The organism is Hyphomicrobium sp. (assembly GCF_036262015.1).
Classification (GTDB): Bacteria; Pseudomonadota; Alphaproteobacteria; order Rhizobiales; family Hyphomicrobiaceae; genus Hyphomicrobium_C.
In genome coordinates this window covers 224,648-238,985 of record NZ_DATAJR010000009.1, presented here as the reverse complement: position 1 = coordinate 238,985, position 14,338 = coordinate 224,648, and the positions used below count along the sequence as shown (strand labels likewise).

18 protein-coding genes are annotated in these 14,338 nt (G+C 62.2%); 9 read left to right on the top strand and 9 right to left on the bottom strand.

Annotated features, from left to right (window positions below; all coding sequences use genetic code 11):
- Positions 1-20 precede the first annotated feature (20 nt).
- Positions 21-1,265, bottom strand: a complete 1,245-nt coding sequence (locus tag VHO05_RS16665; RefSeq protein WP_329647740.1) for a threonine ammonia-lyase — start codon at positions 1,263-1,265, stop codon at positions 21-23.
- Positions 1,266-1,365: 100 nt separating this feature from the next.
- Here VHO05_RS16665 and VHO05_RS16660 point away from each other — a divergent pair, with 100 nt between their 5' ends.
- A complete protein-coding gene (locus VHO05_RS16660) occupies positions 1,366-2,253 on the top strand; it encodes an NAD(P)-dependent oxidoreductase (RefSeq protein ID WP_329647739.1) in 888 nt (295 codons plus the stop codon).
- 130 nt (positions 2,254-2,383) lie between these two features.
- The gene (locus VHO05_RS16655; protein ID WP_329647738.1) at positions 2,384-2,779 is read left to right on the top strand and encodes an MAPEG family protein; all 396 of its coding nucleotides are present in this window, start codon (positions 2,384-2,386) and stop codon (positions 2,777-2,779) included.
- Between the two features lie 21 nt (positions 2,780-2,800).
- Here the strand turns inward: VHO05_RS16655 and VHO05_RS16650 are convergent, their stop codons facing one another.
- Genes VHO05_RS16650 through VHO05_RS16640 form a run of 3 tightly spaced genes read right to left on the bottom strand, consistent with a single transcriptional unit; the run spans position 2,801 to position 4,775 of the window.
- Positions 2,801-3,283 carry an Lrp/AsnC family transcriptional regulator gene (locus VHO05_RS16650; RefSeq protein ID WP_329647737.1) on the bottom strand — a complete coding sequence of 161 codons (483 nt, stop codon included), beginning with the start codon at positions 3,281-3,283 and terminating at the stop codon, positions 2,801-2,803.
- Positions 3,284-3,333: 50 nt separating this feature from the next.
- Positions 3,334-4,005, bottom strand: coding sequence for a uracil-DNA glycosylase family protein (locus VHO05_RS16645; RefSeq protein ID WP_329647736.1), 672 nt, complete (start codon positions 4,003-4,005; stop codon positions 3,334-3,336).
- 26 nt (positions 4,006-4,031) lie between these two features.
- Positions 4,032-4,775 carry an MBL fold metallo-hydrolase gene (locus VHO05_RS16640; RefSeq protein WP_329647735.1) on the bottom strand — a complete coding sequence of 248 codons (744 nt, stop codon included), beginning with the start codon at positions 4,773-4,775 and terminating at the stop codon, positions 4,032-4,034.
- Positions 4,776-5,032: 257 nt separating this feature from the next.
- On the opposite strand from VHO05_RS16640, the gene VHO05_RS16635 reads away from it, so the two are divergent.
- The 6 genes from VHO05_RS16635 to VHO05_RS16610 all read left to right on the top strand — a co-directional run bounded on the left by VHO05_RS16635 (position 5,033) and on the right by VHO05_RS16610 (position 10,667).
- Positions 5,033-6,652: a HAMP domain-containing sensor histidine kinase gene (locus VHO05_RS16635; RefSeq protein ID WP_329647734.1), complete on the top strand. Its 1,620-nt coding sequence runs from the start codon at positions 5,033-5,035 to the stop codon at positions 6,650-6,652.
- A gap of 72 nt (positions 6,653-6,724) precedes the next feature.
- Positions 6,725-6,892, top strand: a complete 168-nt coding sequence (locus tag VHO05_RS16630; RefSeq protein WP_329647733.1) for a DUF1289 domain-containing protein — start codon at positions 6,725-6,727, stop codon at positions 6,890-6,892.
- A 5-nt stretch (positions 6,893-6,897) separates the two neighbouring features.
- Positions 6,898-7,605 (top strand): retropepsin-like aspartic protease family protein, encoded by a 708-nt coding sequence (locus tag VHO05_RS16625; protein ID WP_329647732.1) that lies wholly within the window; start codon positions 6,898-6,900, stop codon positions 7,603-7,605.
- A 33-nt stretch (positions 7,606-7,638) separates the two neighbouring features.
- Positions 7,639-8,208: a retropepsin-like aspartic protease family protein gene (locus VHO05_RS16620; protein ID WP_329647731.1), complete on the top strand. Its 570-nt coding sequence runs from the start codon at positions 7,639-7,641 to the stop codon at positions 8,206-8,208.
- A 217-nt stretch (positions 8,209-8,425) separates the two neighbouring features.
- Positions 8,426-9,925, top strand: a complete 1,500-nt coding sequence (locus VHO05_RS16615) for a phosphomannomutase/phosphoglucomutase (protein WP_329647730.1) — start codon at positions 8,426-8,428, stop codon at positions 9,923-9,925.
- Between the two features lie 118 nt (positions 9,926-10,043).
- The gene (locus VHO05_RS16610; RefSeq protein WP_329647729.1) at positions 10,044-10,667 is read left to right on the top strand and encodes a hypothetical protein; all 624 of its coding nucleotides are present in this window, start codon (positions 10,044-10,046) and stop codon (positions 10,665-10,667) included.
- Positions 10,668-10,673: 6 nt separating this feature from the next.
- Here the strand turns inward: VHO05_RS16610 and VHO05_RS16605 are convergent, their stop codons facing one another.
- Positions 10,674-11,501 (bottom strand): sulfite exporter TauE/SafE family protein, encoded by an 828-nt coding sequence (locus tag VHO05_RS16605; RefSeq protein WP_329647728.1) that lies wholly within the window; start codon positions 11,499-11,501, stop codon positions 10,674-10,676.
- A 12-nt stretch (positions 11,502-11,513) separates the two neighbouring features.
- Positions 11,514-12,518 carry a tRNA dihydrouridine(20/20a) synthase DusA gene (gene dusA / locus VHO05_RS16600; RefSeq protein ID WP_329647727.1) on the bottom strand — a complete coding sequence of 335 codons (1,005 nt, stop codon included), beginning with the start codon at positions 12,516-12,518 and terminating at the stop codon, positions 11,514-11,516.
- A 223-nt stretch (positions 12,519-12,741) separates the two neighbouring features.
- Here dusA and VHO05_RS16595 point away from each other — a divergent pair, with 223 nt between their 5' ends.
- Complete coding sequence (locus tag VHO05_RS16595; protein ID WP_329647726.1) at positions 12,742-13,107, top strand: nuclear transport factor 2 family protein; 366 nt, start codon at positions 12,742-12,744, stop codon at positions 13,105-13,107.
- A gap of 110 nt (positions 13,108-13,217) precedes the next feature.
- Here VHO05_RS16595 and VHO05_RS16590 read toward each other — a convergent pair whose 3' ends face one another.
- The 3 genes from VHO05_RS16590 to VHO05_RS16580 form a co-directional block, all read right to left on the bottom strand.
- Complete coding sequence (locus VHO05_RS16590) at positions 13,218-13,466, bottom strand: hypothetical protein (RefSeq protein WP_329647725.1); 249 nt, start codon at positions 13,464-13,466, stop codon at positions 13,218-13,220.
- 48 nt (positions 13,467-13,514) lie between these two features.
- Positions 13,515-13,766 carry a hypothetical protein gene (locus VHO05_RS16585; RefSeq protein ID WP_329647724.1) on the bottom strand — a complete coding sequence of 84 codons (252 nt, stop codon included), beginning with the start codon at positions 13,764-13,766 and terminating at the stop codon, positions 13,515-13,517.
- Between the two features lie 127 nt (positions 13,767-13,893).
- Entirely contained in the window at positions 13,894-14,253 is a 360-nt protein-coding gene (locus tag VHO05_RS16580; protein ID WP_329647723.1) for an SPW repeat protein, read from the bottom strand.
- Between the last annotated feature and the right edge of the window lie 85 nt (positions 14,254-14,338).

Here is a 14,338-nt window from a genome sequence, read left to right as displayed (position 1 = left end):
CGCTTCGGCTGGAATGACAACTAGCTCCCCACCTGTCCGGTCTTGACCACCACGCGATAGCCGGACGCTTCCAGCCGTGCCAGAACGGCTTCGAGATGCGAACGATCCCGCGTCTCGATAACGAGATTGAGTTCCGTGCCGCGCGCCGGAAGATCCGTGAACACGCGCTGGTGATAGACCTCGACGATGTTCGCGCCGGCCTGCCCGAGCACGCCCGAAACGCGCGACAGTTCTCCCGGCCTATCGGGAATATCGATGGTAAGACGCGAGAGACGCCCTTCCCGTGCAATCTCGCGCGTAAGCACGCTGGCGAGCAGTCGCGGATCGATGTTGCCGCCCGTCAGCACGATGCCAACCTTCCGTCCCTTCCACCGCTGTCGGTCAGCCATTACGGCAGCGAGTCCCGCCGAGCCCGCGCCTTCAACGACCGTCTTCTCAATCATGAGCAACGCAAACGTCGCCCGTTCGAGATCCGTCTCGCTGACGAGCACGATGTCGTCGACGTATTTGCTGACGAGTGCGGCCGGAATTGGCCCCGGCTCCGCGACGGCAATGCCTTCGGCAAGCGTATCGCCCCGCGTCGGCAGATGCGTACCCTTGATCTTGTTGTACATCGACGGATAAAGCGCAGCCTCGACACCGATCACCTCGATATCCGGCTTGATCGCTTTGGCCGCTGTGGCCATGCCCGCAATCAAACCGCCGCCGCCGACCGGAACGATCAGAACCTCGAGATCCGGAGCGGCATTGAGCATCTCGAGCGCAACCGTTCCTTGCCCCGAGATAATCAGCGGATCGTTGTAGGGGTGCACGAACGTGAGCCCATGCTCGGCGCCGTACGCGCGTGCAAAGATTGCCGCGTCCTCCAGCGTCTTACCTTCGAGAATGACGTGCGCGCCCCAGCGCTTCGTGTTCTCCGCCTTAACGGCCGGGGTACCTTCCGGCATGACGATGGTCGCCGGAATGCCGAGACGGCCGGCGTGATACGAAACGCCTTGTGCATGGTTCCCCGCCGACATGGCGATGACGCCCCGCGAGCGCTCATCTTCGGACAACGCCGAAAGCCGGACCAGCGCGCCCCGTTCCTTGTAGGAGGCCGTGAACTGCAAATTCTCGAACTTGAGCCAGAGATCCACGCCGAGATCGCGGCTCAGCGTGTAGCTGCGGTCGCAAGGCGTATTCACCACCGCACCCTTCAGAATCTCGGCGGCGCGCTCGATGTCCGCGAGAGTGACGGTTGCTTGTGGGTCCATACTGTCAGCCATTCAGGTCAGCCTTGAGAAGTCGAACCCAAGCATTCCATGTTTGAGCCCCGGGCGGAATTCGTTACAACCCTGCCCGGAGCGAAGTAAAGGATCGAAAAACATGGCCAAAGTGGCATGGATCGGCTTGGGCGTCATGGGCTATCCCATGGCCGGACATCTCCTGACCAGAGGCAGCCAGACGCTTGCGGTTTACAATCGCAATCCCGCCAAGGCCGAAGCCTGGGTTTCGTCGTATGGCGCGGGGGAGCGCCACGCCACGCCCGCCTCCGCCGCGAAAAACGCCGACTTCGTCTTCTCCTGCGTCGGCAACGATGACGATCTCCGCCAAGTCACGCTCGGCGCCGAGGGTGCGTTCGCCGCGATGAAGCCGGGCGCTGTCTTCATCGATCACACCACCGCCTCTGCCGACGTCGCACGCGAGTTGCACGCAGAAGGCACGAAGCGTGGTATTTCCTTTATCGATGCGCCCGTGTCGGGCGGTCAGGCCGGCGCCGAAGCTGGCCAGCTCACCGTCATGTGCGGCGGCGACGAAGAGGCCTTCCGCAGCGCCGAGCCGTTGATCCGCTGCTTTGCCAAAGCGGCCCGCCTCTTAGGTCCGGCGGGAGCGGGTCAGCTCACGAAAATGGTGAACCAGATCGCCATTGCGGGTTTGGTTCAAAGCCTCTCCGAAGCCATCGCCTTCGCCGAAAACGCTGGCCTCGATGTGGCAGCCGTCATCGACACAATTTCCAAAGGAGCCGCGCAGTCCTGGCAGATGGAGAACCGCTGGAAGACGATGCACGAGCGCCGTTTCGACTTCGGCTTCGCCGTCGACTGGATGCGCAAGGATCTCGGGATTTGCCTTGCCGAAGCAAAGCGAAATGGATCGTCTCTCTCTGTTGCCGAGTTGGTCGACCGCTACTACGGCGACGTGCAGGCCAACGGGGGCAGCCGCTGGGACACGTCGAGCCTCATTACCCGGCTCCCGTCACCAGCCGCGAAAACCTGAGACCCGTGTACCGAAGATTTGTCGTGGGATTGCCACCAACCCGTGCTGGATGGTCCGGGAAAGCTCTCGTACCGTGATAGAATCGACGCGTTGAGCTCGTTCCGGTTCCAGCTGTCTGGATGGTGACGCCATGCCGATCACAGCCTTCTACGCCTCTCTGTTGGCCTTTCTCTTCATTTTGCTTTCAGCCCGCGTCATCACGCAACGCCGCGAAGCTCGCGTCGAGATTGGCGTCGGCGAAAGCGTGGAGTTGCTGCGGCGATCTCGCGTACACGCCAACTTCGCTGAGTATGTGCCGATGGCATTGCTGCTCATCGGCTTTGCCGAGAGCCTGAAGGCGCCATCAATCGTGTTGCACAGTCTCGGCCTCGCACTGGTGATCGGCCGCTATATGCACGCATACGCGCTTTCGCAAACGCCCCACATTCTGAACCTGCGCGTCGCCGGCATGTCGCTGACACTGGTGACCATCGGGCTCGCCGCGTTCCTTTGCTTCGCGCTCGCTGGGATCAATCTCGTCATATGACAAGCACGGGCTGTCGCGCGTCTACCGCTTTTCTGACGGCGGGCGCGCGAACGTCAGCGGCAGCGCGGTCGTGTGCTTGATTTCTTCCATCGCGAATGCGGACGAGACCTTGGCGATCTCCACATTCGAGATGAGCTTCTTGTAGAAGACGTCGTAGGCGGCAATGTCCGGCACGGCCACACGAAGCAGGTAATCGACGTCGCCGGACATCCGGTAGAACTCGACCACCTCCGGAAAATCGGCGACAGCCGCATGAAACCGCTCGAGCCAAGCCAAGCTGTGCTTATCGGTCTTGATCGAGATGAAGACCGTAACTCCGGCGTTGACTTTCACCGGGTCAAGCACCGCGACGCGCCGCTTGATGACCCCAAGCTCTTCGAGCTTCTGAATCCGCCGCCAGCAGGGGGTGGTCGAAAGACCGACCTCTTTGCCGACCTCCGCCACCGGCCGGGTGCAATCCTCCTGCAGGATCGCGAGAATTTTGACGTCCATTTCGTCGAGCATGGGGACCGTTCAGCTGGAATAGAATTCCTGAATATTTGAATCTTGCAACATCAGTTTGTTCTACTGCTATGGTCGACAGGTGTGAACGGTTTATTTTTACTCTGATCACGGATCAGGCCTCCGACCTTCCGTCGCAACTCAGGAAGCAGCACGGCTTCGAACCACGGATTCTTGTTGAGCCAGGAATTGTTGCGCCAGGAGGGATGGGGCAACGGGATGACGCGCGGCAAGCCGGGGCGCTCCATCAGGCTGCGAAAGTCTCGCACAGTCTCGTGCATCGAACGTCTGGCATCGGATCCGAGATGCCAGCGCTGCGCATAGAGACCGACCAGCAAGACAAGCTCGACCTGCGGCAGGAGCGCGAACAGACGCGGCCTCCAATGAGGCGCACACTCTCGCCGCGGCGGCAGGTCTCCGCCGGCTGCATCCAGTCCCGGGAAGCAGAACCCCATCGGGATGATGGCAATGCGGGCTTCATCGTAGAACTCGTCTTCAGAGACACCCATCCAATCCCGCAGACGACGACCCGATGGATCGGAGTATGGGATGCCCGAAGCATGAACCCGCGTTCCCGGCGCCTGTCCGACGATCGCAAGCCGCGCCGTCGTACTGACCCGCAGCACTGGTCGCGGCTCATGAGGCAACGGCTTTCCAAGAGGCGCTTCGACGCAAAGCCGACAGCGCCGGATTTCACGAACGAGCCGGCCGAGCGCACGCGTCACGCGATAAACTCTCCCTATTTGCCGGGCTAAATGTCGTGTGTGGCGCCGTCTTCCGCAATACGCACCGCGGGATGGCGCATCGACTGCGTATTGGCGAGAGCCTCGGGGCCTAGATGAGTCAGCAGCACACGCTTCGCGCCGAGGCGGGGCAAATGAGCTTCAATCGTTCGCCAGTTGAGATGGAAGCGTGCCTCGCGCTCGAACGCAAAGCACTCGCAGATGAAGAGATCCGCCCCGTCTGCCGCTGGGATCAGCGTATCCACCCACTCCGTATCGCCCGAGAACGTCAATACCTTGCCGTCGACCTCGAAGCGCAGGGCATAGGGCGTAGCTCCGGAGGGATGGCTGACCACGAAGGGGATCACTTTGATCCCGCCCTCCTCGAGCGGCTCGAAATCGGTGTAGGCCCGGAAAATGAGGTCGAACCGTCTCTCCCCCTTGGTGGACCCGGGAAAAAGGGCCTCCGCCGCCACTTTGAAACGCTCCTCAAGCCCCAAAGGGCCAACAACCGTCAGAGGCGTGGTCCGTCCGCTGACGTGGACGGCATGAATCAGCCACCAGATGAGCCCGCCGAAATGATCGCCATGTAGATGGGTGATGAAAATCGTAGAAATACTATTCGGATCAATATTTTGCCGAAATAGACCCGTAAGAGAGGTCGCACCGCAGTCGATCAGAAACGCGCCCTTGCTGGAGGCCACGTGAAAGCAGGTCTGCAGCTTGCCGCCGGAGCCGAAAGCGTCGCTGGAACCAATGATAGTTAGCTTCATGCCCGCTCCCGCACGCGCATTTGCCACAAAGTTCAATTCTGCCGTGCTGTCCGTCCCCGGCCTGTTCCCTCGGGAACAGACGTAGGGCTGCCGGGAGCCGCCGGGCCGCAGATAAACCCATCGTTAGCGAATTCTGGAGAGATTAACGGTGGGCAGACCCCACGACGTATCACCCCCTCTAGGCCCGCGACAAGCTCCTGGATCGATCAGGGAGGGAATGGGGTGCCGGGCCGTCGTGAGCCCTGCACGGCGGAGTTATGGATAAAGAGACAAGAACACAGATTCTCGTCGACTTGAGGCAGCGTCACGCGGCTCGCAAGCGCCACGGCGAGGACGTAAGGGCTGCACGCGACCGTCTCACGCGCGGCAGCGAGATCAAGCCTGAGTTCGAATATGAGCTCATGGCGATGTTCGCCCGCAATGAGCTGTCGGCCGCCGTCACGATCTGGGCGCTTGCCGCCATCTTTTCCCTCGCATCGATGTTCTGGGCGCCGTGGACGGAAGGGTGTGTATGGCTGCTCCTCGTCATCACGTCGAAAGTCGTCCTGCTCGAGCTTTGCCGCCGTTTTGTTGCGCAGGCGCGTCCCGACTCTGACCTGCGTCCCTGGCGTCGCAAGTTCATGCTGGCTGAGTTGTTCTCCGGCGTCGTTTGGGCCGGATTTGCGCTTGTCGGCATCGACAGCACGCCGGCTATACAGACAACCGTCTTCTCGTCCCACGTCTTCATCTTTGCTTCGCTCATCGTGCTGCTCGCAGTACGCACGACCTTCACATCGACGATGACGAGCCTGCTCTACGTAGGCACCGTCCCGATGACGATTGCGGTTTCCGCGCGCCTCATCATGCTCCACGAGCCCTTCTACTATGCGCTCGCAACCATGGCCGTAGGCGTCCACATCTACTTCCTTTTCCTCGCCAAGGGATTGCAGCAGACCACTCTGCAGATGCTGGCGTTCCGCGCCCAGAAAGACATTCTGATCGCCGAGCTCGACGAGGAGAAATTCGTCAGCGACGAAGCGAGAAAGCGTGCCGAGGCAGGCAGCAAAGCGAAATCACGCTTCCTCGCCACCATGAGTCACGAACTGCGAACTCCCCTCAACGCCATCATGGGCTTCTCGGAAGTCATGAAGGACGAGATGTTCGGCGAGCACGCGGCACCGGTCTATCGCGAATACTCGAAGGACATCTACGAAAGCGGCCGCCACCTTCTGCAGCTTATCAATGAGATCCTCGATCTCTCGCGCATCGAAGCCGGGCGGTATGAGCTCGTCGAGGAGCGGGCTCACCTGGGCGATATCGCAGAGGACAGCCAGCGTCTGCTTGCGCTCCGCGCGAGCAGCAAAGGCCTCCAGGTCCATCTCGAGGTCGCGCCGGACCTGGCGCAAGTCTGGATCGACGTGCGCGCCATGCGCCAGATCTGCCTCAACCTGCTGTCGAACGCGATCAAGTTCACACCCAAAGGCGGCTCCATCTGCATAACGGTCGCGCCGACTTCGGATGGCGGACAGTTCATGTCCGTCCGCGACACCGGACCCGGCATCCCCGCCGACGAGATCCCAAAAGTTCTCCAGGCCTTCGGACAGGGCTCACTGGCCCACGAAACGGCCGAGGGCGGAACAGGTCTGGGCCTTCCCATCGTGAAGAGTCTCATCGAGCTTCATGACGGAACTTTCGATCTCACCTCCGAACTGCGAAAGGGCACCGAGGTTCGCGTCATGCTGCCGCCGAAGCGCGTGATGGCAAGCGTCGCCCCTCTCCAGCCGCTCGGCGCCGAGCGCCACCGCCAGGTGCCCCCACCTCCTTCGAACCGCCAACCACGGCTTCGGATCGCGCCCAAGCCGACCAATCCGACATCTCGCCCGCCGCGTGTGGCATAATGGGCCGTTCCGGCGCGTTTGCCGCGGACTGGCGCCATTGAGCCCACCCGCCGGACCCCTTAAATTGCTCCCATGGAATCGCCCTGCATCAAAATTTGTGTGATTGATCCGCGAGATGGCCTCTGCGAGGGGTGCCGGCGCTCACGCCACGAGATCGCCCGCTGGTCGTCCTATACCGATGCCGAGCGCCGCACGATCATGCAGGAGCTCAAGCTCCGCACACCCAGCGCACAACGATAGGTGCAATGCTCGCCATTCTCGTCGCCATTCTCGCCGGATTGGTCGTCCTGTTCTGGAGCCTGGACGGCGACACCGATCAACTGGCCGCTGTGGCGGGCGACAACGCCATCTACATCATTGGCGCTCTCGCGCTCCTAGCCCTCTACCTTGCGACGGTCAGCGGCGACTATCAGGGCCGCAAGCGGGACGCAGTCCGCCACCTGGCGACTTGGCTCGCGATCGGTCTCGCTCTCGTTGTTGCCTACACCTACCGGGCGGAACTCAAAACGATAGCCTACCGCGTGGCCGGCGAAGTCCTGCCACCGGGTCACACGCTTCTGGTCGACACGGCTCCATCGGGCGAACAGGCTGTCCGCCTCCGTCGTCATGACAACGGCCACTTCGTGGCCCGCGGGGCGGCCAATGGTGTCAGCATCGCTCTTCTCGTGGACACCGGCGCCTCGACTGTCGTCCTCAAGCCGGCCGATGCCGAGCGCATCGGGATCGACATCAAGCAGTTGTCGTATACGACCCCCGTTTCCACCGCCAACGGCACGACATTCGCCGCACCCGTCCGCTTGAAGTCCGTGTCGGTCGGCCCCCTCGAGGTCCGGGACGTCGAGGCACTGGTCGCTCAACCCGGTGCGTTGAGTGAGAACCTTCTTGGTATGAGTTTCTTAAAGCGTTTGCGCTCCTATGAATTTTCGGGCGATTTCCTGACCCTGCGGGGCTGATCTCGCCGGAATTTGATCCGGAGCGTATGTCTCATGGCCCTCTCGTCGGGCACGCGAACGTTACTGGGTGAGCTGGCAAGCTGGGGCGCAGCGGCGGCCATCCTCGTTGCCGGTGTCATGCACTATGACACCTTGCGCACCGGCCTGGGCAACGTCCTCGGCATTGCGGACACCTCTCCCGTGGCAGCCGAGGCAAGCGGCGAACCCGCCATCCAGTCAGCCTCCACAAAGAGCGGCACCGAAGAGCTGAAAGCCTTCGCCGACGGCCATTACTACGCCCGCGCCGAGATCAACGGCCGCCCGATCGACGTCATGGTCGACACCGGGGCATCCATGGTTGCATTGACATATGAAGATGCCGAGCGCGCCGGTCTTCGCCTGAAGCCATCCGACTTCACCAACCAGGTTAGCACCGCCAACGGCGTCGCCGCGGTCGCACCCGTCATGCTCGACCGCATCAGCATCGGCCACATCACCGTGCGCAACGTGCGCGCGGCCGTCTGCGAGCGGGGTCGCTTGGAGAAGACCCTGCTCGGCATGAGTTTTCTATCCCGCCTCGAACGCGTTGGCATCAGCCAAGGCCGCCTTGTGCTGGTGGAGTGACGCAACCGCGTTTCCCTGTGAACCATTAAGCTCACCAAACGTTTTAATGCGCCGCTGGCTGGGGCAAACGCAGCACGTGGTGCATAAACGGCGCCGTACACGGTGCACTTGGCTCCGGACCGGTTTTCGCCGCAATCCGGACGCATGACGCAACCCGGCATGACACCCCGTCATGCTCCCGCCCTCCACCAGCAGGCAACCCCGAAAAGGCCTTTCGATGTTTCCGAAACCCCGCGCCGATCTCGTCCCCAATACCGCCGATTTCGAACGCTTCCCGCTCGTGAAGCCCACCGGCTTCCGCGAGTACGACGCGCGGTGGCTGTTCCCGCAAGAGATCAACCTGATGGGGCTCAACGCCGTCGGCCTTGGCATGGCGGCGTTGTTCGATGAGCGCGGCGTCAAGAAGCGCATCGTCGTCGGGCATGACTACCGCTGGTACTCCGCCTCGGTGAAGCAAGCGCTGATGACCGGTCTCCTCGCTGGCGGCTTCGAAGTACACGACATCGGTCTCGCGCTCTCGCCCATGGCCTACTTCGCCCAGTTCGAGCTCGACGTCGAAGGCGTCGCCATGGTCACCGCGTCTCACAACGACAACGGCTGGACCGGTATCAAGATGGGCCTCTCGCGCCCCCTCACCTTCGGCCCGGACGAGATGAGCCGCCTGAAGGAAATCGTGCTCGCGGGCGCATTCAAGCCGCAAGGCGGCGGCAAATACATCTTCGTGCCCGATCTCGCCGAGCGTTACACCAAAGCGATGACGAACCGTCCCAAGCTGAAGCGCCGCCTGAAGGTGGTGGCCGCATGCGGCAACGGCACGGCGAGCGCATTCGCACCTCAAATTCTCGAAGCGGTCGGCTGCGAGGTTGTCCCTCTCGACGCCACGCTCGATCACAGCTTCCCGCGTTACAATCCGAACCCCGAGGACATGAAGATGCTTCATGCCATCGCGGAGGCGGTGGTGAAGCATAAGGCGGACGTCGGCCTCGGCTTCGACGGTGACGGCGACCGCTGCGGTGTCGTCGACAACGAAGGCCACGAGATCTTCGCCGACACGGTGGGCGTCATGCTTGCCCGCGATATCGCAGCCCTCCACAAGAACGCGGTCTTCGTCGCCGACGTGAAGTCGACCGGCCTCTTCATGACCGACCCCGTGCTTCAGTCTCTGGGTGCCAAGGCGCTCTACTGGAAGACCGGCCATTCCTACATGAAGCGCTACACCTTCGAGCAGAAGGCGCTCGCCGGCTTCGAAAAGAGCGGACACTTCTTCTTCCAGCCGCCGCTCGGCCGCGGTTACGACGACGGCATCGTCGCGGCGCTCGCCGTCTGCGACATGCTCGATCGCGCCGAAGGCAAGACCATCGCCGATCTCCGCCGCGCACTTCCGAAGACCTATCAGTCGCCCACCATGTCGCCCCACTGCGACGACGAGAAGAAGTACGGCATCGTCGAGAAGGTGGTTGCGGACTACGAAGGCATCGCCAAGAACGGCGGCACGGTCGCCGGCCAGAAGATCCGCGATCTCGTCACCGTCAACGGCGTGCGCGTGACGCTGGAAGACGGCACCTGGGGCCTCGTGCGCGCCTCCTCCAACAAGCCCGAGCTCGTGATCGTCGTCGAAAGCCCGGTGTCGGAGGAGAACAAGATCGCCATGTTCCGCGACATCGAAGCCCGCCTCGCCAAGTTCCCCGAGGTCGGCGAATACAATCAGAAAATTTGACGGACTAAATAAAGCAATCGGAAATCCTTCCGCCAGGATCTCGCCGCTCCTCGGACCGCATTAATCCTGCGGATGCAGATTTTGCTCATGATCGCCCGCTCCAGAGGAACGGGCGATCATGACATTGAACAAGCCTGCGGGACAACAAGCGGCGGCAACCTTCGGCCGCCGCGGGGTCAAAACAACACCGGCCAAAGGGCCAGCCACGCAGCGGAAGCCGACGATCTCACCCCGTCCCGAGCAGCGTGCGCAGGACGCGATCCAAGAAGCCGCGCAGTCGGCCGGCGAGCAAGTGGCCGTTCAAGCCTCGCGCGGCAAAGCCTACTTCAAGGCCTGCCTCGCAGGTACCGCCGCCTTCATCGCCGCGCTCTTTGCGCTGACCGGCGTCGATAACAAACTCTTCCAAGCGGGACCGATGCTGATCTTCCTCGCGATCCCGGTGCTGCCCACGCTCGCCCTCATCCTCTACATTCCGACCGTGGTGCTGTCAGACATAGCGCGCCTCCTCTCCATTCCACGCGGCTGGGCCGATCTCGGCATCGGCCTCACGCTGGGAATGGGTCTCGGCATCGCCACAGCCATGAGCAGCGGACCGGACACCGGAAAATCGATGATGATGGGGCTCGCCATGACGGCGGGAGGTTTCATCGGCGGTTTCGCCTTCTGGCGCGCGCAAGGCTATCCAGGAACGTCATCCGGCTCGGCCGCCGCCTTCGACCAGGCTTACGACCACCTCACCTGAGGCCGCCTACAGCAGCGAAATCAAAAGCCGCGTTGCCACGATCGCGAGAAAGGCCGCGAATGCCAACTCCAGCTTGCGGCGGGGCAGTCCATGCGCGAGGCGCACACCGAGCGGCGCTGCGAGCACGCTCATGGGAATGATGATCGCCGCGCCAAGCACGCTGATGTAGCCGAGCGAAAAAGGCGGCAATTCCGAATTACCCCACCCGGCGTAAATGTACCCGAGCAGGCCCGGCACCGCGATGAGCGGTCCAAAGCCGCTCGACGTCGCGACGGCTTTGAGGATCGACCATCCGCAAAGCGTGAACAACGTCACGAGGAACATGCCCCCGCCGATGCTCATGAGCGTCGAGATGACACCGATCACAAATGCCGTAAGCCGCACGAGCGCATTGTCCGGCACGTCGTCGGCAATCCGCCAATCCTCGCGCCCCAGCGCCATCTTGATGGCCAGCAGGCTGCCGCAAACGACCCACACCCACTTGAGCGCGGCACCGCTGACGCTTGAGACCAGCACGACACCGGCAAGCACGCCGGCAACGACAAACGGCCCCAGGCGTTTCAACACCGCGGTGTCCACGGCCCCCTTGGCCAGATGCCCCCGGAATGACGAGATGGCCGTCGGCACAATGACGGCGAACGACGTCCCGAGCACCATTTGCATGCGGATGTCGTCCGGCACCTGCAGGAACGTGAACGTCTCGTAGAGCACCGGAACCAGAATGCCGCCGCCGCCGATACCGAGCAGCCCGGCCAGGAAGCCCGTCACCACGCCACCCACCAACAGGGCGAGCACAAGCCATGCGAGGTCACCGTTGGCCAGTCCGAGCAGCATGTGCGGAAGCTCCTACTCGGCGGCGACCGCACCGGACATCTGCGCGCGCCCTTCGGCCAGCGCGATGGCATGCTCCAGAACGTCGAGTCCCGGCCCTTCGCCCACCCCGTGCTCGCTCAAATGGCGCCGGAACAAACGCGCGCGCGGCTGTCCGTGATAGAGCCCAAGGATATGCCGCACGACGGAATTCAACCGGCCGCCCTGCGCGAGATGCGTGCGCACGTAAGGCAGCAACTTTTGAAGCGCCTCACCGCGCGACAGAACGGGCGCATCCGAGCCGAACAGGCGCTGATCGACCTCTGCCAACATGTAAGGGGTTTGATACGCGGCGCGGCCAACCATCACGCCATCCACATGCTTGAGATGCTCTTCGCACGCCTCGAGCGTTTCGATCCCGCCGTTGATGGCAATCGTGAGCTGGGGCCGAGCGGACTTGAGCCGGTAAACGCGGCCGTAGTCGAGCGGCGGAATCTCGCGGTTCTCTTTCGGTGACAGTCCGCTGAGCCACGCTTTGCGCGCGTGCACGATAAAGGTCGTGATGCCGGCGTCGGCGACAGTCGCGATGAAGCGCGTAAGATCGGCTTCGCTGTCCTGGTCGTCGATGCCAATGCGGCACTTCACCGTAACGGGAATCCGCACGCGGTCCGCCATGGCCCGCGCGCACGCCGCGACCAGTTCCGGCTCCGCCATCAGACAAGCCCCAAACCGGCCCTCCTGCACGCGGCTCGACGGACAGCCGACGTTGAGATTGATTTCGTCGTAGCCGAACGCCTCACCGATTGTGGCGGCTTCGGCAAGCTTGGCCGGATCCGACCCGCCGAGCTGCAGCGCGATCGGATGCTCTTCGGCACCGAACCCGAGCAGCCGGTCCCGATCACCATGCAAAACGGCCTCAGCCGTCACCATCTCGGTGTAAAGCAGCGCATGCCGCGACAGGACGCGATGGAAGGTCCGGCAATGCCGGTCTGTCCACTCCATCATCGGCGCGACACAGAATTTATGATTTAAGTTGCTCATCCAGCTATATTTTTTCGACTCCGCCGACCCGCTCATGTCTTCGGGCGACTGAGTTTCATGTCTCCAATCAGCTGACTAGCATTCCTGCGCTCCAATCGGAACCGCAAGAAGCGCCGGCGCCTGGCCCCCAAGCGCACCTCTGTGGCGCGCCATCCCAAGTCTGCAACCGAGCTTCGGGCCGAGGCATTGCAATGCCATACGCGATGCCGAAGGGAAATAAACCATGTCCCACAGCATATCGACCCTAATGATCCGCAATCTAGAAGATGTATTCGGTGAAAACGACCCGGCGCGTCGACGCGCAGCAGTCGACGCGATCTTCCACGAAGACGCAGTCTTCCACGACCCCAACAGCGGGGCATATCGAGGCCGCGACGAGATCCACCGCATCGCAGGCATGATCAAGGCTGCTCATCCTGACTTTCGATATCAGCCGATCGCCCCGCCGGAGGAGTTGGGCGATGCCGGACGGATCCGGTGGGTGTCGGGTAGCCCTGGAAAAGCGCCGGCATACGCCGGGACTGATTTCATCATTGCCCGGGACGGCCGGATTGCCGCCCTTTACCTCTTTTTCGACACGCTACCTTGAGGCGGGCTCTGCCCCGAACGAGCCGTTTCCAACTCACGTGCTCCCCTCATGGAAGGGTGGAGATGCCGCCTCCATGGCCAGCCTTCTCATCACGACAGAGGCGATGATTGCTACACAGCGCGCTCGGGCACGTGCATGCTCGCGCCATATTCACGCTTCGGCAACACCAAGTAGGTCCAGCCGTCCTGTTGTGCCCGCCGTGTCATCGCATCCTCCTCCGCGGCCTCCCGGCTCACATGCTCCGACATCAAAACGAACTCCATCATCTCGAGCTGCTCCATGTCGCCGGAGCTGTCTGAGCGTGCCGCTGGAGCGGACGCGCCGACATTCGCGACAACCACCCATGTGTTCGCATCCATGACAGCACTCCTCGATATTCTCGATACGTTGGCGCCCGCAACGCAGCATCAGGACGGAGCGGCTCCTGCGAGCGCAGCCTTCGCGTCCAGGCGAATTTCTTGAAGAGACGCAATAGCCTCGTCCACGAACTGATCGATTTCAACCGCGCTCATGAGATGAGGCGAAATCGCAAGGTCAGCCGAGCGGCTAAGCGCACTCGATTTTACGAAGATCTGGACGTTAGCGCTTGCCGCTGGCGGTTCGTCTACCCCGCCGGTGAGATGGAATCCGAACCTGCCCTTGGTCTCTTCAAGCCGCATCACACTGCCTCCCGCGTCGGCAACAGGCCGTGCGCCAGGTCAACACGCCAACAGAGCGGTTCACCGGGCGAGCCCAATGCACAGCTTAGCCCCGCGCAGAGAGGGGAACCTTCCCCTCATACCCTTGTCAACGGGCAGGCAGATGCGACCCATGCTCGGTCGACGACCAGATCGCCAGCACGACAGTCGCAATGCCGATCAGAACATGAGTGAGCATCGCGGGGCGTACGGTGCTGAAACTCATCACCCATGGTGAAACGATCAGCCATGCACCCAGCACCACACTGATCCATTCCTCCCAGTCCTGAAACGCAAGGATGGCGGCGATAGCCAGCACCGCAATGATCGCTCCAATAACGTGAGCATTCATCGCGGCGAAATGCTCACCCGCAAATCCAAGCGCCCAAGGGGAAAAGAAGAGCCCGATGCCGAGCAGACAATTGAGAACATCCTGCCAGTAGGCAGACAACTTTGTGCCATTTGCCATTGCCAACCTCCTTCGGGTTGACGTCGCGAGCCCAGCACGGGCTCGCAGTCCCATACCTCCGAGGTAAGGAGCCACAACCAAGAGT